Genomic DNA, 22,615 nt, shown 5'->3' on the forward strand with positions numbered 1-22,615 from the left:
TTTCTGCTCATCGAGCTGTGTATGGATGAAAATAATGGTCGAGGAACAAATCCCCCGATCCGTCAATATGGCGCTTTCTCGTATAAATTCGCAGGCAACGCCTGCACGAACGGCGACCAATCGCCCGTCGTGTAAAGATGAAGCCGATGCATGGCCCGCGTACACGCCGTATAAAGAAGCTTGATTTCGTTGTCCCGGCCGTAAGCTTCGGACGAAGCATCATAGACCAAGACTGCATCGAACTCGACACCCTTGGCGAGATACACGGGAATGACCATCACTCCTTTTTCAAAGTTTAGCGTCTCCTTCGTAATAAGCTGAAGGGCTTCGCCTCCATGAATCCGTAACGATTCATGGGCCTCCCGGCTTTCGGCTGCGGTCTTCGTAATGACGGCGATAGAATCGAAGCCCTCGGCCATGAGCGCCGCGATGTCTGCCAGAATTTGCGCATCACGCTTCTCCCCGCCGTCCATTCTCGTCAGCAGGGGCTTTTGGCCTTCCCTCTCAAACGGTGCAATTTCTTCTCCGCCAGGAAGCATAGATTTCGTAAATTCAACAATCTCCCTGGTTGAACGATAACTGCGTACCAAGAGGACAAGGCTTGTTTCGGCTTCGCCGAAAAGGCGGACCAGCGGCGAATCGGGTGCGTCCAAACTTGTAGCTTGCATGAAGATTGCTTGCCCGAAATCGCCGAGCACCGTCATCCGGGCACGGGGAAACAGCTTTTTGAGATATTCATATTGAAACGGCGAATAATCCTGACCCTCATCAACGAAGACATACCGGATTTCCGTGTTCGTCCGGACGCCTTCGATCAGTTCTTTTACATACAAATACGGAGTCGCATCCTCGTGAAACAACTCGTTTCGGAGCAGCGTTTCCTTAGTTTGCCTGCATATTTCAGACCACAGCGGGGGGATGACGGCCCCATTCGTTTTCTCCCGATAAGCGGCTTCGCCCTCAAACAATTGACCATATATACCTTTAACATCTACAAACGAGAGTTTCTTCACACTTTTCCTTAGCGGTTTAAAGCTTTCTTTCACGATCCTTCGGCGGAGCAAATCTTCCTCCCTTTGGGCGAAGTCAAAGTCGCCCTCATCTTCCCGGCGCTTCTTGTTAATTTTCTCGCGAATTACGGCGTATTGTTCCGCAACGTCGAATACTTCCCTATCTTTATGCAGCATTCCGAAAACTTCCTCGTACTGCTCGGTGTCGAGATAATTCAACTCTTCCTCTACCCAAGGCGCTTCCAGTTCCATGCGTTCCAGCGAAGCCAGTTCATTCAGCAGCCATTCCTGCAAGAGAACGACACGATTGAAGAGTGGCAGGGAACGGTCATAACCGTAAAATTTCGCTCTCATTCGCTCCGCGGTAATCAAATCGCGATCCCGAAACCGAATGCCGCCAAATCGCATGCCTCCCTGACCCAACCACACTCCATAGTTTTGCAAGGCTTGCAGGAAAGCCTCGGAAGTCTTATACTCGATCCCCCGAAGACGAGCCTCATACCCCGGCGCTCCTAGTGCGGTCAGTACATATTCGATCTGATCAAAGGGATCCTCCGGCCGTAACGAGGAACCTAGCCAATAGTCGAGATATTCTTGAAAAGTCGTCTGCTGCATATTCTCTTCACCGAGCTCCGGAAGGACGGTGGAAATATAGCTGGTAAACATCGGATTCGGTGAGAAAAGAACGATCTGATCAGCCCTGATCGTCTGGCGGTGTTTGTACAGCAAGTACGCCACCCGCTGCAATGCCGCGGAAGTTTTACCGCTGCCGGCCGCCCCTTGTACGATAAGCATCCGGCTTTTGTCATTACGGATGATGGCGTTTTGTTCCTTCTGGATGGTTGCCACGATACTCTTCATTTGCGAGTCCGCACCTTTGCCGAGCACTTGCTGCAGCAATTCGTCTCCGATCGTTTCGCTCGCGTCAAACATGTTGCGGATTTGCCCATTTTGAATCTGAAACTGCCGTTTGAGCTCCATCGTCCCTTCGATTCGTCCAGCCGGCGTGACATAAGACGCCAGGCCGGGGGAGTAGTCGTAGTACAGGCTAGCGATTGGCGTACGCCAGTCATAGATCAGAAAGCTCAATCCGTCTTCGTCGACGAAGGAAGATACACCAATATAGATCTGCTCGCTGAGGTCCAGACCATCCTCCTGAAAGTCGATGCGTCCGAAATAAGGAGACGGGAGCAGACGGTTCATGCTTTTCCATTGCTGCGTCAACAGCTTGTGGCCGCGCTCCCGTTCGGCCAATACCGCGGACTGCTGGTTAATCGTATAGAAGGTCTCTTCGAAATCTTCGTACGTGCTTGTGTTGATCGTAACTTCTTCCCAAAACCGCTTGCGGATGTCCGTAGCCTGATCGCGCAGCCCGGCAACCTCCGGCTCCAGTTCGGCGATCCTCGCCTGAAGCTTGTTCCTGACCCGTTCCAGCCGCTCCTGTTCCTGCCGCCAATCCTTCGTATCCATCTCTCCCTGAACACACTCCTTCTTCCGTTTTTTGGGGATAAAAAAGAGCATTGACAAATCAAAGTTCCAGATGTACAATTAAAGTAGGAACAATAATGGATACACTCTTTAATTTAATTTGTCAGCAACGCTACCGATTATATCATAGCGTTATTTTTTGTTCAATTTATTTTTTTGTTTGTTAGCTCAGACTGAGCTGAACGTTGAGTTCAGCTGCCAAAAGATGACCCTTGAATTCATCGAATTCATCAGGGGTCATCTTTTTTTGTCCACTGGCTCTGAATTTAACAGGTTATGTTGTAGGCGGAGACGCGTGCTCGAACTTCTTCAGGGGCACCCTTAACTTAATTTGATATGGCAAAAGAATGAAAACACTTGAACCCGTTGAAACATAGGAGAATCTCTCGGTATGGCAAGAGCGGCTAAATAAAGAACTTTATTCTCTCATCAACAAATATTCTTAATCTGTAAAAAAAGAAGAGAGGCTTTCGCCCCTCATAATGATTCAGGAAAATAAAGTTCTTTTACGGAAATTGTTTTTGTAACCATCCGGTTAACGCATGATCGGCGGCCATACAATCAAGCTCGATCAGTCAAGGGAGCAGGATCTCCTTGACTGATCGATACTAAGGAACTATTACTCCGAGAAACGGACAGCATCATTCACGCTGCCGACGGATTCGATCGCAACCAACGGATTCCAGAAATCGCGATATTGTGTGATGAGACCGTCCTTCGTTTGAACCACACTGATATAGATCTGATTGTACGGGTTACCCGTTTCCCGGTGCTTCCCAACCGACTTGAATTCTGCAATCACCAATTCCGGATCGATGGTCAGGTGAAATTCCAGGTCCGTGAACTGGACTTCGAAATGCTTCGGAAAGTTCTGCATGTAGTCGAAGAGATCGGCTTTCCCTTCCTTGATCGTTGGAAAACCTGCAGGGCCGTAAGGTAACTCAAACAGGCTGCCCAGTTTGAGGCATGATGATTATATGTATGTAGTCGCATATCTCTCTTAATCCAGCAAAAACATAATGCAAAATTGCCCGAAAGCAGAAAATATAATAAATGGGATAATTAGAAATAACATGTTTCTGTGAGAGTTCTCAGCATATTTTTTACATAAAAGATTTAGCATGGGACTTAGAAGTACCAAATTTGCAATTAACATCCCTGCTGCAGCTACTAGCGCACCCATACCTGCTAAAAATCCATGACTATAGTAGTCCGGAAACCATTGTTCATAGAGGTTAAATAGTAAGATTGGAAGTCCAATCGAAACAATGATTTCAACGGACACGATAACTACTTTGTTTTGGCTCATTGATATAGTATTAGTAATTCCAGCAACTACTATAGTAAATATACTCAGGATAATAACAATAATTACAAACATACCATCACCTGTCTCCTTATAATCAATCATTAATAGGCTTTAGTGTAGGTTACATTTAAAAAAATTCACAGTCATATTTTTTTATAGTACCGCGCGAGAAATTTAAATCTCACCGAGGGGACAAAACTGAGGCTACCGATTGTTTCACCGGCAGCCTACTTCATTTCTATTATGTCACTATAGTTCTCCATTAGTGCAATACGGAAGAACCGAAGTACCTAAATCAAACTCACATTCTTTTACTTTGATTAATAATAATTTCTTTGTATTAAAATAAATACACTATGTTCATTCCCTAACGAACCAGAATCAGGATTTGATTAGGACCTGTACGTTTTAATACAAAATATCCTTTCTCCGATTTTGTTGCAATTCCATCATCATTCGACCAACAATATCCATGGGTTTCACAAGTCCCATCATCTCGAACCAGTACTTGACCAATTAATCCGACGGCTACCCATTCTTGACGATTTACACGAGAGGTATATTCTTCATGAGGGTTCCATTCTGGGTTGGGTATAGGCTGCATTATTTTTCTTTCTGGAATGATTACATTTCCTTCTTGGTCTTTTGGAGCTGGAATGGTAACCTCATGATATTTTTTTCGTCCCCATTCATCAGTCAGATATTTTCCTTGCCAACGTAAGCATCCGCTATTTCCTAGCAGACCTGGTGTTGCACTTGTTATTCCCAAAATAAATAGATCATTTGAAGCGGCCTTTCGGATTTTATCTTCTGTTGACACAGTAACGAAATAGCCAACATCAATCGAGTTTCCATCGGCTGTTTCAAACATTTCTGCATAATCACCTGCTGGAGTTAAATATGCTCCGTCCACAAACATATTGCCGTTATTCAAAAGTTTTCCAACTAAACCTGTGGCGTCATAGGCTACTGCTCCAAAAGCTACATTCCATGAATAAGTTGGATCCCCATCTGTAGCATTAACAGCTCCATTTCTACCCATAATATGGGCTCCTTCGAAACCATTGGCTGTTGTACTCAATCCTTCAGTATGAGATAAATCCCCGCTAGCAATTGTACCTGATCCTTCGGCATGGGCCGCAAATCCAGTTGCCCTTGTACCGCTACCTTCGGCGTGGGAAGAATCGCTACTTGCCGTTGTACCTGTTCCTTCGACATGAGAAGCAAATCCACTTGCGGTTGTTCCGGTTCCTTCTGCGTGAGAAGAAGTTCCACTTGCAGTTGTATTGGTTCCTTCTGCGTGGGAAGAAGTTCCACTTGCAGTTGTACCATTACCTTCGGAATGGGCCGCAAATCCAGTTGTCATTGTATTATTTCCTTCGGCATGGGAATTATCGCTACTTGCTGTTGTATTTGATCCTTCGGCATGTGAATTAGTTCCACTTGCTGTTGTGGTATCTCCTTCTGCATGAGAAGTACTTCCGCTTGCTACTGAAGATACACCTTCGGCATGGGATGAAAATCCATTAGCTATTGTATTAAACCCTTCCGCATGAGCAGAAGTTGCCAATGGTCCTGTAGACGTGCTTTGACCTTCCGTGTGGGAATTTACTCCTTGGGCTTGTGTACTATTTCCTTCGGCATGTGAATTATCTCCACTGGCAATTGCAATTGATCCTTCCGCATGAGAATTATTTCCACTTGCTGTTGTATTTCTTCCTTCCGCATGTGAAGCAAATCCACTTGCTGTTGTTGTATCTCCTTCCGCATGGGAAGATTGACCACTTGAGTTTGTATTTGCACCTTCAGCATGTGAAGCAAATCCATTTGCTGTTGTGGAGCTACCTTCTGCATGTGAGTTAGACCCACTTGCCGTTGTACTGCCACCTTCGGCATGGGATCTATCTCCACTTGCAATTGTACCTTGTCCTTCTGCATGGGAAATTGATCCACTTGCTGTTGTGGTATCTCCTTCTGCATGAGAAATGCTTCCGCTTGCTACTGAAGATACACCTTCGGCATGTGATGAAAATCCATTGGCCATTGTAATAAACCCTTCCGCATGAGCAGAAATTGCCAAGGGTCCTGTAGATGTGTTTTGACCTTCCGTGTGGGAATTTACTCCTCGGGCTTGTGTACTATTTCCTTCGGCATGGGAATTATCTCCACTGGCAATTGTACTTGATCCTTCCGCATGGGAAGACTGACCACTTGAGTTTGTATTTGCACCTTCTGCATGTGAAGAAACTCCACTTGCTGTTGTGCTATCTCCTTCGGCATGAGAATTGTCTCCACTGGCAATTGTATTTAACCCTTCTGCGTGGGAAACATCGCCACTTGCTGTTGTTCTTGCTCCTTCCGCGTGGGAAACTGATCCACTAGCGGTTGTCTCCCCTCCTTCAGCATGAGATCCTAGTCCGCTGACTGTTGTAGTTGTAGCAATTCCTTCAGCATGAGAAAAATCTCCTAGTGCCCGTGGAGCTGGAAATGAAGTAATATCTGGTGTTCCGCCTTCCGCATGAGACGCAAATCCGCTTGCAGTTGTTCCAACTCCTTCCGCGTGAGCACTATTCCCACTCGCCAACGTTGGAGCTGAATTGCCTACTTGATCTACTGCTCCACCTTCAGCATGAGAAGCCCTTCCGCTAGCCGTTGTTCCTTCTCCTTCGGCATGAGCAGCAATTCCACTAGCTGTCGTTAAAGTCCCTTCCGCGTGTGCTGTATTAGAACTCGCGAGCGTTTGGAATCCCTCTGCGTGAGATGCGGATCCACTGGCTGTCGTTGTATTACCTTCCGCGTGTGCTGTATCAAAACTCGCGAGCGTTTGGAATCCCTCTGCGTGAGATGCAGATCCACTGGCTGTCGTTGAATTCCCCTCAGCGTGTGCTGTATCAGTACTCGCGAACGTTTGGAATCCCTCTGCATGTGATGCACTTCCACTGGCAGTAGTCTTATTCCCTTCTGTATGTGCAGTATCAAATGTTGCATTAGTTTGAAAGCCTTCTGCATGAGAGGCAATTCCGCTAGTTGTTGTGTTTAATCCCTCTGCATGGGAGAAGTTACCGCTAGCCGTTGTGTTTTGTCCTTCTGCAGTTGAACATAATCCTGTAGCGTTTTGATTACACTCATTAGCCATTTCTTCCTCTCCTTTTTAAAGAAGTATTTTAATATAATTAATATATTGGCAGTTATTCATTTCTCTTGTATTCTTGTCTATGCTTTTTCAACAAAAATTCATATTATGCATACATAAACATGTTCATAGGATCTACCGTTAGTTTCCCTTCTTAACATTGTCTCCCATTCGGTTCTTCGAATTACATAGCGGTTATACTCCGTAAAATAAGTAATTTACAGAGCCAAAAAACAGAAACAGCGGTAGCCATGGACAAGTTAAATAGTGTCCTAGACTATCGCTGTTTTATTGAACTATCTGATCCCTACCTTTGTTACCTATTGACGACTCCGTCTGAAGACGGAGCTTCATTTCATCCGCCAGATGGTTCAGACGCGCTGATTGATCACATATAATGAAATCGAAAAGATGCTGAAAGAATCGATCTAATTTTAAAAGGAGATATTTTTGATGAAAAACATACGTAAAAACAAGGATGTCGGTATTTATGGCTTAACTGCAAAGTGGTATGATAAGAATTCTCGCAAAAGTCGAATGACTCAAATGCAAGAATATGCGAATGAAGTTGCATCTTTAGTCAGCAAAAGTGCAAATATTTTGGAAGTTGCACCTGGGCCGGGTTATTTGTCGATTGAACTCGCCAAGAAAGGGTTTAACGTTACTGGAGTCGAGATAAGCCCGGACTTTGTGAAAATTGAAAAATATAATGCAAAAGAAGCAAATGTTTCGGTTAATTTTAAGGAAGGTAACGCATCTAACCTACCATGTGAAGATAATTTTTTTGATTTTATTATTTGCAGTGCTGCATTTAAGAACTTTAAGGATCCGGTAAAGGCTTTGTGTGAAATGCATCGAGTGCTAATAGAAGGGGGAACATCCCTAATCATCGATATGAATTATGAGGCAACATCTGAAGATATTAACAATGAGATTAGACAGACAGGAATGAAAGGATTTGACAAGCATTTTGTGAAATTTGCATTTAAAACTTTCCTAAAACAAGGTGCTTACACAAAAAAAGATGTTGAGTCACTTTTAAAAGAAACTCCTTTTAAGAACTACAATATCAAAAAAGAGGGTATTAGTTTATTTGTCTATCTTTATAAATAGAAGGTTCCTTTTTATAAAAACATGAACAAAGCTATACAACTGCAAAGGTAAACTTTTTCACTAAAATCTCAGAGTGGGTGGTATTCTACCTGATGCTTCGAGATTTCGTCGAATTGCTAGGTAGCCTGTTCCATAATTATAATAGCGAGGTTACGAACTTCACCTCCGGAAAGCGGCTATCCGGTCCTTTCATTAAGATTCCGCCTTGATTTTTTAGATACTTATCGAAGAAATCCAGCATATAGGCATTGATAACGGAGTTCGCTCTTTCGGGCGCAATCTTTCCTGTAACACCCAGCATTTTGAAAATCGGAGAAATGGACTGTACGTCGGTAAAATTCAAATGCTCCGTATTGTCGATATAGAGGAATTGTCCCCCTGCGGCAACCGTTTCGCGCATCCGTTCAAGCTCTACCTTTTTGTCTTCCTTTACTTGATCCATCCACTCTCTTGTGTTGCCCATACGGTTAAGCTCTGCATCCGTGTAGACACGGTTATCCTTCACCATTTTTAATCTTTCGAATTCGCTTTCCGAGTTCATGAACAAAAACGGCTTCAGCAGACCCTCTCTCTCATGCAGTCGATAAAGCCCTCCATCTAAGTCAATTCCAACCGCGATTCGCGGATCGTATGAAGCGTCATAGGCCGTCGCTCCGCCGATGGAATGACCGAACACCCCGACATGGCTGAGATCCATCTTCCCTTTTAGATGACTTGGAATCTGCCCCGATTGGATGAGCTCGAATTGGTCGAGCGCAAACGCTACATCGTCGGTTAAAACTTTTCCCAACTTGTCGCGATTTTCCCTTTCCGTGCGGTAATCATGGTCGGGTGAGAATAAGTCGTTGGTTGTGCTGGTCGTGATTCGACCGTCCGGAAACTCGGTTGCAAATGTATTGTAGGTGTGGTCGATCACTGCCACGATATATCCGTGACTCGCGAGATTTTCGGCTTGCGACGTGTGGAGGAACCTGGAAGAGCCGAAGCCGGGATTCGCAAGGATCAGCGGGTAGGAAGTCTGTGCCGAAGAGACTTCGGCCCCCGAATAAGTATGACTGGATATGTACCTCAGGTGCCCAAAAGTAAACCCGGGAAGGCCATAGTTACCGGCCATATAACGTAAAATCTGGGTATCGGGAATAAAGGGAGCGTACTTGCCGGTGCGAGCTTGAGCCGGATACCATACCTGAACCATCAATTCTCTTTTACCATCTCTAGCTTCGTCGAAAATCTCTTCCCTATTTGTATCCACGAAATGAAAAGTTTGCGTTCCTACCTTAAATTCGCCTGTCGGTTCAGGTAGTTTAAATACAGGAAAAGCAAACATGAGACCCGCTGTTACGACCAGCATTATCACTATAGCGGTATAAGCTGAACCCAACATGAATCGTGGGATTTTTTTTTGGCCGTTTTTTTTAAAACTGCTATAACCTGAAATGGCTAAAAAAATGATCGTTATGCAATATGGGAAAAATAGCTGAACTCTGTATCCTTCCACCGTCCAATGAATGACCAGTAAAAGTGTGGCGATCCCGCTTGCAACGAATACTGGAATTCTACGCCGTCCTTTTTTTAATAGGACTGTTAATGCAAACAAGCCGATGTTTGACAAAAAAAGCAACTGTTCAAACAGCCTCATCTCGATTCTCCTTTTTAAAAATTTCTATTTTCGTTTGTTCCAATCTTATCCTGCCAGGCTGGCCTAAGCTATCGATTTGCCTTACATCTACCTTACAATTTTGTAAGACGCTTACTTAGCACGTAACCATGAAGTGGTACCATTCCTGAGACTGATCTTGCAGCCCCCTTTTCTTGTCCATGTAAACTGCCCGTCCCTCGGTTGAGCGACCGACCACTTATCATTCCTTATGGCAGCGTAGGGCTCTTTAATGAGTATGACTATACGAACGGTCATTTCGCTAAGAGTGTTCAATAGTAATTGGAAAAATCAAGCATTAGACTGAACCAAAAAACAGAAACAACGGCAGCCATGGACGAGTAAATAATGTCCTAGACTACCGCTGTTTTATTGAACTTCCGTTAGCATAAATATCCAACGAAAACGGTCTCAGTAGGAAAAGACGATCCACTAATTAAAAACTCCGATGGATATCTCTCTCCTCCATTCTAAAATTTGGCCTGACTGAAATTAAGACTGAAAGTCTCTTCTAATTTCTGCTTAATGTCCAAAGGAACCATGCCTGGAATAGACCTTTGTGTCATTTCGGTAGATTTTGATTGATTTCCCTCTTTGGTCTCATGGGATTCGAGTGCTTTCCATATTTTTGAAAAGTCATTTGTATTTACATTTACAATCACTTTTCGTTCATCTTCGTTCCATTGAATATCTCCTGCAAAAATTTCACAAAAAGACCTTAGTGGGATATAAACCTCATCGTTTATCAAAATCGGAGTATCATCTAGTATCGCTATAGTAATAAATGGATCAGCATCTTTTTGTGGCATGTAAAAGAGTGGGATCTGATTTGCATCAACTAAAAAAGATAAACCAAAGGTTCTCGTATTTCGATCAATAATTCTCGTAGTCTGGTCCTTAGGATTCCAATCGACTTCAAATCCTAAAAAGTTGCTTTTTGAATATTAATCCCTCCCCCCTCGAGCTCCGTTATCTAAAGTCGAAATTAACTCATCAACATTAAATGATGTTTCTTCTTGCGGAAAGAACAACAATGTAGGGCATTGAGGTGATATATCCATAAAATTTCTGATACGAGAACCATAATATCCAATTATCCCATCAACAAGTTGTTCTTCACTACACAGCCAAGCAACGGTTGCTCCTACGCTGAATCCAACAACAAATATTTTTTTATATTCATCCTTAATATCCATTATTGAATTTTTAATTGTAATTAAAGCATTTGTAAACCCTATGTTCTTCATAAGATTGGAGTAAGCATCTTCTTCTTGAGAATAATCAAAAGGCATTTCTTTATCTAACAAATTAGGACAAAAGACATCAAAGTCATATTCAGATAATGATTGACAAATAAATTTCATATGTTGATTGATTCCATAAATTTCGTGAACAACGATAATTGCAGTATCAGAATCTTTTTGTATGCTAAACACTTTGTTTCCTCCAATCTTTTTCCGTTTTGCATCATTATACGGTCCGTTAGCTTAGTCTCGTCGTTTCGCCCTGGTTCGCAGATTTAACCACCTATTTGTCTTCCATAACTCACCTCAACATCCCTTACACTATATAGACGCAAAATCTAATTAAAACCAGTCAAACCATCAGTATTTTTTATTTCTGTATGTAAAAGAAGTTATCCTTTATTTAATATGTTTTCAAACTATTCTGCCAGTTTAGCTGAAGGGAACGAGTGAAAGAAAACAAGCGATGGAGCTTATTAGTGCGAAGATCAATGATTTTGACAGTAAACCCAGCCGAGTTGCGCTTGAACATCAACTCATAATCAGGGAAAGCTGCCAGGAAAATCAATTATTAGCTCCCACCTAGAAGCCTTTTTTTATCCTTTTGTGCGGCCAATAAATGCGAACGAGAGTAAGCTGCCACCGAACAAGATAGCGGTTGTAACAACTAACGACATATGCATTCCGGCTATAAAAGATTCGCTGCCACTTAGAATCGAGCCGAGGATGGCAACGCCAAGCGTCGCGCCAAGCTGTCTGCTTGAATTAAGCGCTCCTGAAGCAGCACCGGTCTGTTCTTTAGGGACAGATGAGATAACGGCTGTCATCAACGATGGAATCGTAAAGGACACTCCGAAACCGATCAGGAGCAAACCAATCAGAGTAAGAGCATAACTCGTATTCACATCCACCCATATTTGCAGCAGTGTACCCAGAGCCCCAAGGCTAAACCCAATCGTCATCGGTATTCTTGCTCCGATTCGCCCCACGATTCGACCGGTAAAAATCGGATTGAAGGCCATTGGAATCATCATCGGAAGGAGCGCGAGTCCTGCCATATGGGCCGATAATCCGCGTAACTGTTGGAAGAATAATGGCAGTATGAACAAAATTCCCGACATGCCGATATTAATTGCCATCCCGGTAATCATTCCCACCGATACGGTGGAATTTCTGAATAGCTGCAGCGGTAGCAGCGGTGTCTTGCCTTTCGCTTCCACCATCAAGAATACGATGGCGCACAGCAGTGCCAGACTAAATGCCCCCAAAATAATCGCGGAGTTCCATCCGTATGACTCCCCCTCCATGAGAGCGAAGGACAATACGACAATGGCGGCTATGGCCGAGACTTGGCCTGCTAAGTCAAAGCTTTGCTGCGGATTACGGTTTGTTTCGTTGACGAACTGCGAAGTCAGGATCAAACTAATGACAGCAAGCGGCACATTGAGAAGAAAAATGCTGCGCCAACCAAGTGAGTCGACCAATAGTCCACCGATGACAGGTCCTGCGGCCATCGCTATTCCCGTAACCGCTGCCCATATGCCAAGAGCCCGAGCACGTTGAGCCGGCTCAGGGAAAGTATGGGCAAAGAGGGTGAGCGAAGCTGGCAACAGGGCTGCACCTCCCACACCGAGTATAGCGCGCAAGCTGATAAGTGCACCAAGAGACGGAACAACTGCTGAAATGGCTGATGCGGCGAGAAATAGCGCCAGACCGCCGATATAGACTCGTTTAGCCCCCAGCTTGTCGGCAATCGCCCCCATCGACAGCAGCAAGCCGGCGAAAACGATCGTGTAGGCGTTGACCACCCATTGAAGACCAGCTATCCCTCCCCCAAAATCGGCGCGAATAGCAGGTAATGCGACACTTACCACTGTCATATCCAAGAGTACCATAAAGTATCCTAGAGAAAGTCCAAGAAGAAGTAGCGCATTTACCCGCTTACTGGTACTTTTGGACTGTATTTGCATCACTTTTTCCAAAATTAATTCTCCTTTCATTACAAGATTGAATTACTCACTATTTCCTTCATTAGTGTAAAATAAATTATATACTAGAACGAGATGATGGTTTATCCTAGGAGTTTTTCTCCTATGATGAGAATCCGACAAGGGGGCAGGTGTGAAACAATGGAACAATCAGCCAATGTACGATTACATGAGCTGGCTCAGTTTTTGCAGACGCGGCGTGCCCGTATTTCACCCGAACAGGCCGGCTTGCCTAATAGAGGTCGGCGGCGAACGCCAGGACTTCGGCGCGGGGAAGTAGCGTTGCTCTCCGGCATCAGCGTGGACTGGTATACGTGGCTTGAGCAAGCGCGAAACATTCAGGTATCCACTCAAGTGCTGGAGAATATTGTGCGGGCTCTCCAACTTGATCCAAATGAGCGAAAACATTTATTTCTGCTGGCCCTCCAGCAACTGCCTCCCGATCTGATACCGGCCGAAAGTGTCATTAGCCCGAAGTTGCAGAGCTTCCTTGATCTGCAGGGGACAAGTCCGGCCATCGTTACTGATCAGCGCCTGAATATTGTTGCATGGAACAAGGTTACAAGCATAATTTACGGGAATTATGAGGTGATGTCGACGCGCGAACGAAATTCCGTCTGGCGGACGTTCACATCACCGTATGTCCGGCAGTTGCTTCAGGAAACATGGGAAACACATGCGCGACACCGGTTAGCTCAGTTTCGCGCTAACTACGGGAAATTTGCGGGTGATCCTTGGTGGATGGAGCTTATCGATGAATTGAATCAAGCAAGCGAGGAATTCAGGACATGGTGGCCAGAGCACGATGTTCTGAACGGTCCTGAAGGAAAGAAAATCAATTATCATCCAACGGTCGGACTGCTCGTATTCGATCAAATTTCATTCCTTGTATCGGATGCTCCCCACCTTACGGTCACGATCAATATACCGTCAAACGATGACGATACGATCTCCAAGCTGAACAAGCTTCTATTAGAGTAATTGTAAAAAAAGAATCAGCTCGATCAAAATGGTCGGGCATATGGTTGATTACCCTCATAAAGATACGTATAAAAGCTAGATGTGATATTCCAAAATTAAATGGAAAACGGAGCCCGCAAACCCGCGTGGCTCCGTTATTGTTATGTTCCATAATAAATTAGAATTTTAAGTGCATCGCGGTGGTAATCGTGTTTTTTTACAGAATTCGTTAGAAAAAATTCGCACCTTCGACCGCTCGCCTTCCAAGGAGCATTTTCTTCCGCGAGATTCGGTCGATGCATACTCCGATATGAGTGCTGTTTTGGATTTCATCGTACGGTAAGCAAGCAAAATATTTTCACTGGATGTGACGATTTCATAAAGGTGTGAAAAAGCTTCCTTTGATTGCCGATTCTTCGTACAAATCCGTGAACGATGTTGTCATGCTCTAATACTCCCAATTTCGTAAAGCTTGCACTGTGGTACCCCTCCTTGAAAAAGCGATGTTCCGAAAAAATCCCCTCCGGTCACGCCGACCGAAGAGGATTCTCTGTTTTTATTAATTGATGAACTGCAGATACTGCATCATCCGTTTTAGCATCGAAGCGCTTTGCGCGCGAGTGGCATTTTCTTTAGCCGCAAAGGTCGTATCCGACGTGCCTTGAATAATGTTAGCTGCCAGTGCTCGCGCAGCTGCATCTCTTGCCCAACCGGCGATCGTAGTTTGATCGTTGAATTTATTGAGTACATTCGTATTTGCTTGCGCATCCTTGCCGACAAACTTGAGCGCTCTTTGAATCATCACGACCATTTGCTCGCGGGTAATGTTGGCATTCGGCTTGAACGTTCCATCTTCAAAACCTGTGATGAACCCTGCTTTTTGCGCGGTTCCTACGGCATTTGCGAACCAATCCGTTGCTTTTACATCAGTAAAAGAGGGTGTTCCCTTTTCTTCCACAAGACCAAGTGCACGGACGAGCAACGAGGAAAACTCAGCGCGTGTGATTTGGCTGTCCGGTGCAAAAGTACTCGCAGTGACACCATCAACTACGAGCTTGTTGGCAAGCAGCTCTACGTCTGCCTTTGCCCAGTGGCCTTGCAGGTCCGTAAAGGTTTTGTTTGATTGAATCGCAGTGTACACACTGTTATGCGGCGAATGAATCGTTACTTCTGTCGAGTCGCCATTCGTTGTGAAGATCGATGGGATGAAGTGCATCTTGCCGTTCTCATCTACCCACACCGCAGTAGACTTATTGAAATCTGCAGAAGTTGTTAACGACAACGTACGAGCTACGTATTCTCCTTTGAAATCCGTTACTTCTTGAACTCCGTAAGTTACTGTAAAGTCAACTGCGCTTGTGACAAGCTGAGTGGATCCTTGCTTTTGAGCTGTGGCTTTTACATCATCGTTGGATTTGCTCGATAATTTAGTAATCGTCACCGTGACGGTTGCATCCTTCGGTAAATTCTTGATGACACTTACAGGGAGACTGTAGCTGGCTCCATCCACTTTTATTTGTGCAACAGCGTTTGGATTGCTGCTTGCGATATTTAATAGGGCTTTCGTCGGGATATCTACCTTAACGATTGGATCAGAGTTGCTTATTCCTAATGTAATCAAGTCTTTTTGACCAAAAGCGTTCGTTAATTTGTCGGCATCGACGGATACTTTTGTAACCGATTGGCCATCTGCAGATGTTTCGCGTGTAACTTTCGTATCGACATCAGCGCCATCAATTTTGATTGTTGTCGTTGGCGTTGACGACGATGGGCCGCCGCCTGTAGGTGCGGAATCCGCTTGCTTAACAGTAAGGTTAAACGGTTTATTTTCGAATGATCCGGTTTTGTAAACCCTTGCGGTCACAGTTACATTCGCGTCACTGCTGCTTGGACGATTTACGGCTCCCGTAGTTGAGATAACAGATGGATTGCTGCTTGTCCATGTAATGGACGTACCGCTCAGTCCCGTTGTCGGCAATGTTAGATTATTAGTTACATTGTTGGCAGTGTTTCCGGGAGCATAGCCGATTTCGAGGTCATCTTTATCAGCTGCGACTGCTTGCGCTGAGGCGTAATCGTATATAAAATTGGAACCCGAAAATAATTGCAGCGGAATTGAAGAAATATCGGTCGTATCGGATTTAATGAGGAAAGTTACAAGACCGTGCTCTGTATAACTGGAAAACCCTTCAGTTACTGTATCTATCCGTGTGTAGCCAGGACCAAAAGGTATACTTTGATTAACGTCTGAAGGATCCGTATTAAAGAACATTTCATCCGAATTGGAATGGGCAAATACTTCCGTTCGTCCGGTTTCAAGGAGATTCCCGGTGGAGCCGTATACCGCAAATGTTACATTAACAAAGCCCTTGTGCTCGGTATTTATGGCAGGCTTCCCTTGCATAACTGCATAAGAAGCAGGCTCTAATGGTTTTGTCTCACTTAGATTACTGAATGATACACTGTTAGGAGCAAGGAGACCATAGTTATACTTAGGCACCCAACTTGTATTTCCGTCACTAACATAGAAGCCGACCATAGTTTTGTTAGCATCCGGTATGAGGGATAGGTTCTCCGTTCCCGGCCCAACACTAGAAAATGAAGGCGGCGTTCTATCAGAATAACGAATATAGACTTGTTCATTCACACTTAGAGACGGAGAAATGTTGAAACTCATTGGATTCGGGTATCCGCCGGTCGGAGCCACACACCCACTCAACAGCATAAAAACAAAAGCTAAAACCGCTAACCAACCAAACCTATTTGTAAAACTTTTCATAATTCACTTCCTTAGTCGATTATATTTGTTCTGTTAAGGCAGATAAAACTAGATCAATAGACCTACCCATCAATAGGATTATAAATCCTCCAAGCCCAAATTGATACAGATAAAGATAAAAAAATGTGGAATAATGTCGAAGATTCATAGAGTTGAACATATTATTCCTTCAACGTTTACCGTTTTCCAAATTCGGTCTGCCATCGTCAAGCACCTTTCATACTTAAACGGTTCACCGAAACTTGATGAAAAAAAAGAAGCATCAAGAACATTCAATTGTTCTTCGATGCTTCTGAAAATTTTAACTATGTGCTCACTTATGATACGGTTCGCCGCGAATAATCTTCAACTATCCTGCCCGTCCCTCAATTCACGGGAGTTACAAATGAAAGTTACGGGATATATGTAACGCCCTCTGAATACGAATTATTCGCATTCCAGATCAGGTATTCGCGAACGCCCACGTCGCTCAAAGCTTTAATTTGCGCATCCACTTCAGCCTGGCCGTACTTGATGTAATTGCCAGCGCCAAGCCAGCTTGCTGTGAAATCTTGAATCCAAGGCCGCGAAAGAGGCGGCTTCTGCATCTCGGCAAACTTCTTTTTCTCTGCCTTCATATATTCGGCGACAAGGCGATAAGGTTCTTTATCCGGTTTAGGAATGCCAAAATAGCCGTCCGACCAGTGACTCGGATAAATCATAGAGGAGATGACATCAACCGAGCTTGATATGCGGTTAAAATTCTGCCCAATCCCTGGCGCTTCTGGCAGCGTCGCTGAATAGCCGAAAATATCAACGGACACTTTGACACCGTATGGTTTGAGCTGCTCTCTTGCGTAAGCGACAAAGTCGCTGACCGCATCTACGCGAAGCTGAGTTAGCCTTGATTTCTCACTGACATCCGGTGCTTTTGGCGCCCCTTTTTTCAGATCAACTACGCTCTTCTGCGCATCATCCAGCCCTTTCTTGTTCGCATCCGTCTTATCAGCATTGTACGTATTCGTCGCGTCAGTCAGCGTGCTCTCCAAAGCAGCTAAATCCGCTTCATATTTCTTTGAAGCTTCGGCATACTTTTTTTCCTCTTCCTCGAATTTTAACGGCTTTTTATCCTTATAGTCGCCCATCGAATATATCAACGATTTGTCGCGGCTTTCGAAGCCTTCCGGGAAGCGGACATAGTCAAACTGAATCTCTTTGAATCCAAGCTCCGCCGCAACTTTGGCGACATCAACATTGTGTTCCCACGTTTCTTTCAGAAACGGGTTAATAAACCCGTCGCCGTTCCCGTTGCGCCAAATGCTGCTGCCATCCACATACGAAAGATCCGGGCGCTTTTTCGCCAAAACCGTATCTTTAAAGGATACGATGCGCGCAATGGGATAAATGTGATGCTCCTCCAACATTTTCATGAGCGCCCCAGGATCATGGATGTAAGGCTGGCCGAATTCGGCAAGCTTCCCGTCTGGTTTGAACGTAATATAGCCATCATCATCCTTGATGTCGATGACCATCGCGTTGAGATCGGTGCTGTCCACAAGCGACAGCAGCTTCGGCATGCGAGCACCGCCGGCTGACCAGCCGGTTACATAAATACCGCGCACCGCATCTGGATACTCGAAATGCACAGGAGGATCAAATGTATGCGCTTGACTAGGCGCAGGCGTGCTCGAATCCACCGGCGGCGACTCCAAGGGCGCTGGTGTAGGCACTGGCGTGGTAGTCGGCGTGACCTCCGGCACGACCAGAGACGGCTGCTCCGATGGATGCGGCGTCTCGACAGCAACATCCGATGACGAACAAGCGGACAATGCAAGCACTAGAGCGAGCAAAATCCCGGTAAGCCCATTTTTCCTCATAACGTTCTCCCCCTCACAACGGCAATTCAGCCTTTGTAATTGAAGTATTCATGAGGGAAGGTAACTATGCTCGATTGTTTAGCTTCTTATTTAATCTCATATTTATCATAAAACTCCTTGATTAATTCATGTACGTTGAACCTAAAAGAACCGTCAGGATTCCCTAACGGTTTTTCTTACTCTAACGGAAGGCTTAAGCTTGTTGATCTTTAAACGAGGAAGATGCCGACGTAGAAATAGATGCGTAGGATTCAAAAGCGAGAGTCGCTCCGAAATAAGTGAAAACGACGTGGATAAGAGAGAAGGAATACTCGAAGATGTGTAAAGGAATGAATTTACCTACAACGAGAATCACCAGTACTGTGATCGCAGATAAGCCCAGTCCTCTAGGCAACACGCGTGCTTTGAGCGTGGCAATGCCTGTTAACAGCAAGCCGATGAAAATGCAAGGAATGATTGGAATCAGAACTAACAGTTGTAGCGGAAATTTGTCAATGCTCATGTTATTGATTTGATCGGAGACTACCTTCAGGGCAGCTTCATCTTGAATTGAACCGAACAGAATCGGGTAGGCGATAATTTGAACCGGACCATGGAAAATCTCAAACATCATACCGATAAAGAGCAGCGGCAGACCGACCCACCCCCATTTTCTTAACCCCTTGGATTGTCGCAAGAAAAATCCCGGAAGACCCAGAAGCAAAAACGTGGAAGAGAAAGCCAGTAAGACATGAAGATTAACTGCTTGCTTCAAGAAAGACGGAATGGCCGAAACCGTCTCCGGTACATCACCTGCATGCATTACTTGCCCAATTACCCCCATGATACCGCCGATGAATAATGCCCACCCTGAGAAACGCAAAAAACCTTTTGGAATTGAAATGTTCATTTTATATCCTCCTTAGAGCCGTTTATATCCATAGCTTACTATCTGAGTCTTTCCCAAGTCATGAGGAGGCGATTCCCAAAGGTTGGGAACTTGATCGGGAAATTCATTTGTGGTGATGTAAAAGCATTTACGCTGATTAGTCTCGACTGCTATAATTTTCATAGTAAGAAAACGCATATAAGGATTGTGATAGGTAAAATGAAGCTCCTGCGAATGGCTGTGTTCGTTCTGTGCTTGTTAACGCTGGCATTATTTGTTGCCAGTATTCCAGTATTCTACAATGAAGTTAAAAACCATTGCGCGCTGCAAGGGTGTGAGGCTTTCTATATCCCACCGCCTGCACCAGAATGGTTCGCCGCTAACCGGGTAAGTCCAGAACAATTCGCCCTCGGCTACGAAGTGATTTACCTCGTGTTTGGCATGGTTTATATGATCGCAGGGGCAATCATTTTCTACAGAAAGTCGAATGAAATGCTCGGTTTGCTAGGTACTCTAATGCTATTCACGCTAGGCTGCACCTTTACTCCCTTTACGTTTGCTATTTCGGTCATGAATCCTTATTTTCAGTTTTTTATTCGGATTCTTGAATCCATTGGATTTTCCGCTTTAATATTCTTCTTTTTTTTATTTCCAGTCGGACGATTTTTGCCGAAATGGTCATTAGTTTTGGCGATCGCCTTAAGCGTCCTCCGCATTCCCGGGTTCATTGCTCCCGGAACGGCGTTTGACTTGCAGCATGTTTCACCGGTTCTTGGCTTTGCTTGGTTATTCGTATGGGCTTGTTCTCTCATAGGTATACAGTGGTACCGCTATAGGAAGGAGATGGGACCGCTGGAACGACAACAAACCAAATGGGTCGTCTACGGTCTTTCACTTGCCTTGTCGGGGTTAATCGGATTAACGATTATGTTCATCATTTGGGAAGCGGAATTGAATAACAATCCATTTTTGATGTACGGCATGGAGATAGGCATTCATTTATCTATGATGATCATTGCAGTTACATTGATCATGGCCATATTGCGGCATCGGCTATGGGATATTGATCCTTTAATGAACCGGACCCTGCTTTATGGGATTTTATCAGCATGTGTAGTCGGGATCTATGTGATCAGTGTTTGGTATATCGGTAAACTATTGAACACACAGCATCATTTATTCGTATCTCTCGTTGCTACGGGTATTGTGGCCGTCATATTTACCCCTGTGAAAGAGAAACTGCAACGATGGATTAACCGCCTGATGTACGGGGAAAAGGACGACCCATTCGCCGTTCTGACGAAGCTCGGGAAGAAGCTGGAGGAGCCCATGCCGCCGGAAGAGGTTCTGGCGGTTGTCGTTCGAACGATTCGGGAAGCGTTGAGACTTCCGTACGGTTACCTTGTCTTTAGGCAGCACGGTGAAGTATGGATGACCATTCAGGATGGCAGGCCGCAGCCGGAGTACGTGGAACATAACATCGTTCATCAGGGAGAAGTGCTGGGAACATTGTATCTGTCGCCACGCGGGAGTGGAGAAACCTTCACTCCTTCGGATCGAAGCTTCCTGGAGCCCCTTATTCGTCAGGCGGGTGCTGTAATTAAGAGTGTTAAGGTGTCACTCGAACTTAAACTGCTCGCTGCAGACTTGCAGGAATCCAGGGAACGGCTGGTTTTGGCTAGGGAAGAAGAGCGAAGGCGGTTAAGAAGTAACTTGCACGATGATCTTGCACCGAGATTAGCATCACTCGCTCTAACCGCTGCCGCAGCAGAAGAACTGCTGGTTACGGATATGAAAGCGACCAAAACGATTCTAACGGAGCTCAGAACGACGATACGCAGTACCGTTGCCGAAATACGCGGCATGGTGCATGACCTGAGGCCTCCTGCATTGGATGAGTTGGGGCTCATTGGCGCTGTCAAAGAAAGAATAAGTGATGTCTCCTCGCCGATCCAGCGTGCACATCAATGGGGCAGTATACCCGATTTGACTTTTCATCTCGATGTACCTGATGCGCTTCCGGCACTTCCGGCGGCTGTGGAGGTGGCTGCGTATCGCATTGTTACCGAAGCGATCGTCAATGTCGTTCGCCATTCAAAGGCAAGCACTTGTCAGGTCAGCCTAATGTTGAATGAGCAGACCAGCATGCTGAAGCTGGAGGTGCGAGATAATGGCATTGGATTAGGAGCTACTGTTCGCCGTGATCGAGTTAGCGGAATTGGGCTGCAATCCATGCGGGAGCGTGCAGAAGAGCTGGGGGGCAGCTGCAAAATCGAGAATGCATCACAAGGAGGAACGTGTCTTGTTGCACTTTTGCCTGTGAATGCCGAGACGGAGGTTAGAACATGAAATCATTACGACTTGTAATTGTTGACGATCACCCGCTCTTCAGACATGGTGTAGGTACACTGTTCAGTACAATACCTGATTTGGAAGTCGTGGGTGAGGCCGCATCCGGTGAAGAAGCCGTTCTGCTTGCCGAAGAGCTGAAGCCCGATGTCATGCTCATGGATATTCGCATGCCAGGCTTGAACGGCATTGAAGCGACCCGGCGCATCGTTAGCGCAAACCCGAGCATACAGATCCTTATCCTTACGATGTTTCAAGACGATACCTCCGTATTTACAGCTATGCGTGCCGGGGCTAAAGGTTACGTTCTTAAGGATGCTGAGAAGGATGAGCTTCTTCGCGCGATACGTGCTGTTGGCAGCGGAGAAGCCATTTTCAGCAGCGGCATAGCCTCCCGCATGATCGAATATTTCTCCATGGCGCGCCCGGCTGCTCAGGAAGAATTATTTCCTGAACTGTCTGGCCGTGAGCGCGAAGTGCTTTATCTCATGGAAGGCGGCTCTACGAACGCCCAAATCGCACAGAAGCTCGAATTAAGCGGTAAAACGGTAGCTAATTATGTAACTAACATATTAAACAAGCTGCAGGTTGCCGATCGGAAAGAGGCTATGCGTCTGGCAAGAGAGTCGAAGCATAGGCTAGAGTCAAATAACATAAGAAACCAAACGGACTAAAGGTAATTTTTTCAATGAGTTGATTTTGTTTGGCCTGCGATTTAAACATCAAAATAGCTTATGAAACTGATTCCATCTCGTAGTCAATCTCGTCTTTATAGGTAAACCTTACCGGGCTCAAAATCGTTCATCATATCCCTACGAAAAAAGGCAGTCTCTCCAAATAGGAGAGACTGCGCTTGTTCTG

General features: G+C 45.1%; 13 protein-coding genes and 2 pseudogenes. 4 read left to right on the forward strand and 11 right to left on the reverse strand.

The window, feature by feature from the left end; all coding sequences use genetic code 11:
- Nucleotides 1-62: 62 nt before the first annotated feature.
- From helD to NYR53_RS24830, 4 genes are all read right to left on the reverse strand, one after another.
- Nucleotides 63-2,480 (reverse strand): RNA polymerase recycling motor HelD, encoded by a 2,418-nt coding sequence (gene helD / locus NYR53_RS24815; protein ID WP_261301807.1) that lies wholly within the window; start codon nucleotides 2,478-2,480, stop codon nucleotides 63-65.
- Between the two features lie 637 nt (nucleotides 2,481-3,117).
- Entirely contained in the window at nucleotides 3,118-3,375 is a 258-nt protein-coding gene (locus tag NYR53_RS24820; protein ID WP_261301808.1) for a nuclear transport factor 2 family protein, read from the reverse strand.
- 123 nt (nucleotides 3,376-3,498) lie between these two features.
- Complete coding sequence (locus NYR53_RS24825; RefSeq protein ID WP_261301809.1) at nucleotides 3,499-3,909, reverse strand: hypothetical protein; 411 nt, start codon at nucleotides 3,907-3,909, stop codon at nucleotides 3,499-3,501.
- A gap of 265 nt (nucleotides 3,910-4,174) precedes the next feature.
- Nucleotides 4,175-6,943 (reverse strand): peptidase G2 autoproteolytic cleavage domain-containing protein, encoded by a 2,769-nt coding sequence (locus NYR53_RS24830; protein ID WP_261301810.1) that lies wholly within the window; start codon nucleotides 6,941-6,943, stop codon nucleotides 4,175-4,177.
- Nucleotides 6,944-7,393: 450 nt separating this feature from the next.
- Between NYR53_RS24830 and NYR53_RS24835 the strand changes: the two genes are divergently transcribed.
- Nucleotides 7,394-8,053: a class I SAM-dependent methyltransferase gene (locus tag NYR53_RS24835; protein WP_261301811.1), complete on the forward strand. Its 660-nt coding sequence runs from the start codon at nucleotides 7,394-7,396 to the stop codon at nucleotides 8,051-8,053.
- Nucleotides 8,054-8,189: 136 nt separating this feature from the next.
- Here the strand turns inward: NYR53_RS24835 and NYR53_RS24840 are convergent, their stop codons facing one another.
- The 4 genes and pseudogenes from NYR53_RS24840 to NYR53_RS24855 form a co-directional block, all read right to left on the reverse strand.
- Nucleotides 8,190-9,692, reverse strand: coding sequence for an alpha/beta hydrolase family protein (locus NYR53_RS24840; protein WP_261301812.1), 1,503 nt, complete (start codon nucleotides 9,690-9,692; stop codon nucleotides 8,190-8,192).
- Between the two features lie 488 nt (nucleotides 9,693-10,180).
- Nucleotides 10,181-10,624: pseudogene (locus tag NYR53_RS24845) on the reverse strand (stalk domain-containing protein); the annotation flags it as partial.
- 54 nt (nucleotides 10,625-10,678) lie between these two features.
- A pseudogene (locus NYR53_RS24850) lies at nucleotides 10,679-11,146 on the reverse strand (dienelactone hydrolase family protein); the annotation flags it as partial.
- 404 nt (nucleotides 11,147-11,550) lie between these two features.
- Complete coding sequence (locus tag NYR53_RS24855) at nucleotides 11,551-12,927, reverse strand: MFS transporter (RefSeq protein ID WP_261306513.1); 1,377 nt, start codon at nucleotides 12,925-12,927, stop codon at nucleotides 11,551-11,553.
- A gap of 156 nt (nucleotides 12,928-13,083) precedes the next feature.
- On the opposite strand from NYR53_RS24855, the gene NYR53_RS24860 reads away from it, so the two are divergent.
- Nucleotides 13,084-13,923 (forward strand): helix-turn-helix transcriptional regulator, encoded by an 840-nt coding sequence (locus NYR53_RS24860; RefSeq protein ID WP_261306514.1) that lies wholly within the window; start codon nucleotides 13,084-13,086, stop codon nucleotides 13,921-13,923.
- A 538-nt stretch (nucleotides 13,924-14,461) separates the two neighbouring features.
- Here NYR53_RS24860 and NYR53_RS24865 read toward each other — a convergent pair.
- The 3 genes from NYR53_RS24865 to NYR53_RS24875 form a co-directional block, all read right to left on the reverse strand.
- Nucleotides 14,462-16,681: an S-layer homology domain-containing protein gene (locus tag NYR53_RS24865; protein WP_261301813.1), complete on the reverse strand. Its 2,220-nt coding sequence runs from the start codon at nucleotides 16,679-16,681 to the stop codon at nucleotides 14,462-14,464.
- 392 nt (nucleotides 16,682-17,073) lie between these two features.
- Nucleotides 17,074-18,537, reverse strand: a complete 1,464-nt coding sequence (locus NYR53_RS24870; RefSeq protein ID WP_261301814.1) for a putative glycoside hydrolase — start codon at nucleotides 18,535-18,537, stop codon at nucleotides 17,074-17,076.
- 193 nt (nucleotides 18,538-18,730) lie between these two features.
- Entirely contained in the window at nucleotides 18,731-19,426 is a 696-nt protein-coding gene (locus NYR53_RS24875; RefSeq protein ID WP_261301815.1) for a hypothetical protein, read from the reverse strand.
- 213 nt (nucleotides 19,427-19,639) lie between these two features.
- Here NYR53_RS24875 and NYR53_RS24880 point away from each other — a divergent pair, with 213 nt between their 5' ends.
- Complete coding sequence (locus NYR53_RS24880) at nucleotides 19,640-21,754, forward strand: GAF domain-containing sensor histidine kinase (RefSeq protein WP_261301816.1); 2,115 nt, start codon at nucleotides 19,640-19,642, stop codon at nucleotides 21,752-21,754.
- Nucleotides 21,751-22,428, forward strand: a complete 678-nt coding sequence (locus tag NYR53_RS24885) for a response regulator transcription factor (RefSeq protein WP_261301817.1) — start codon at nucleotides 21,751-21,753, stop codon at nucleotides 22,426-22,428. The genes NYR53_RS24880 and NYR53_RS24885 overlap by 4 nt, the downstream gene beginning before the upstream one ends.
- Nucleotides 22,429-22,615: the final 187 nt, after the last annotated feature.

The organism is Paenibacillus andongensis, assembly GCF_025369935.1.
GTDB classification, from domain to species: Bacteria; Bacillota; Bacilli; order Paenibacillales; family NBRC-103111; genus Paenibacillus_E; species Paenibacillus_E andongensis.

Coding starts and splice junctions, on each gene's coding strand:
- helD (WP_261301807.1), bottom strand. CDS start 2,480: ATGGATACGAAGGATTGGCGGCAGGAACAGGAGCGGCTGGAACGGGTC.
- NYR53_RS24820 (WP_261301808.1), bottom strand. CDS start 3,375: ATGCAGAACTTTCCGAAGCATTTCGAAGTCCAGTTCACGGACCTGGAA.
- NYR53_RS24825 (WP_261301809.1), bottom strand. CDS start 3,909: ATGATTGATTATAAGGAGACAGGTGATGGTATGTTTGTAATTATTGTT.
- NYR53_RS24830 (WP_261301810.1), bottom strand. CDS start 6,943: ATGGCTAATGAGTGTAATCAAAACGCTACAGGATTATGTTCAACTGCA.
- NYR53_RS24835 (WP_261301811.1), top strand. CDS start 7,394: ATGAAAAACATACGTAAAAACAAGGATGTCGGTATTTATGGCTTAACT.
- NYR53_RS24840 (WP_261301812.1), bottom strand. CDS start 9,692: ATGAGGCTGTTTGAACAGTTGCTTTTTTTGTCAAACATCGGCTTGTTT.
- NYR53_RS24860 (WP_261306514.1), top strand. CDS start 13,084: ATGGAACAATCAGCCAATGTACGATTACATGAGCTGGCTCAGTTTTTG.
- NYR53_RS24865 (WP_261301813.1), bottom strand. CDS start 16,681: ATGAAAAGTTTTACAAATAGGTTTGGTTGGTTAGCGGTTTTAGCTTTT.
- NYR53_RS24870 (WP_261301814.1), bottom strand. CDS start 18,537: ATGAGGAAAAATGGGCTTACCGGGATTTTGCTCGCTCTAGTGCTTGCA.
- NYR53_RS24875 (WP_261301815.1), bottom strand. CDS start 19,426: ATGAACATTTCAATTCCAAAAGGTTTTTTGCGTTTCTCAGGGTGGGCA.
- NYR53_RS24880 (WP_261301816.1), top strand. CDS start 19,640: ATGGCTGTGTTCGTTCTGTGCTTGTTAACGCTGGCATTATTTGTTGCC.
- NYR53_RS24885 (WP_261301817.1), top strand. CDS start 21,751: ATGAAATCATTACGACTTGTAATTGTTGACGATCACCCGCTCTTCAGA.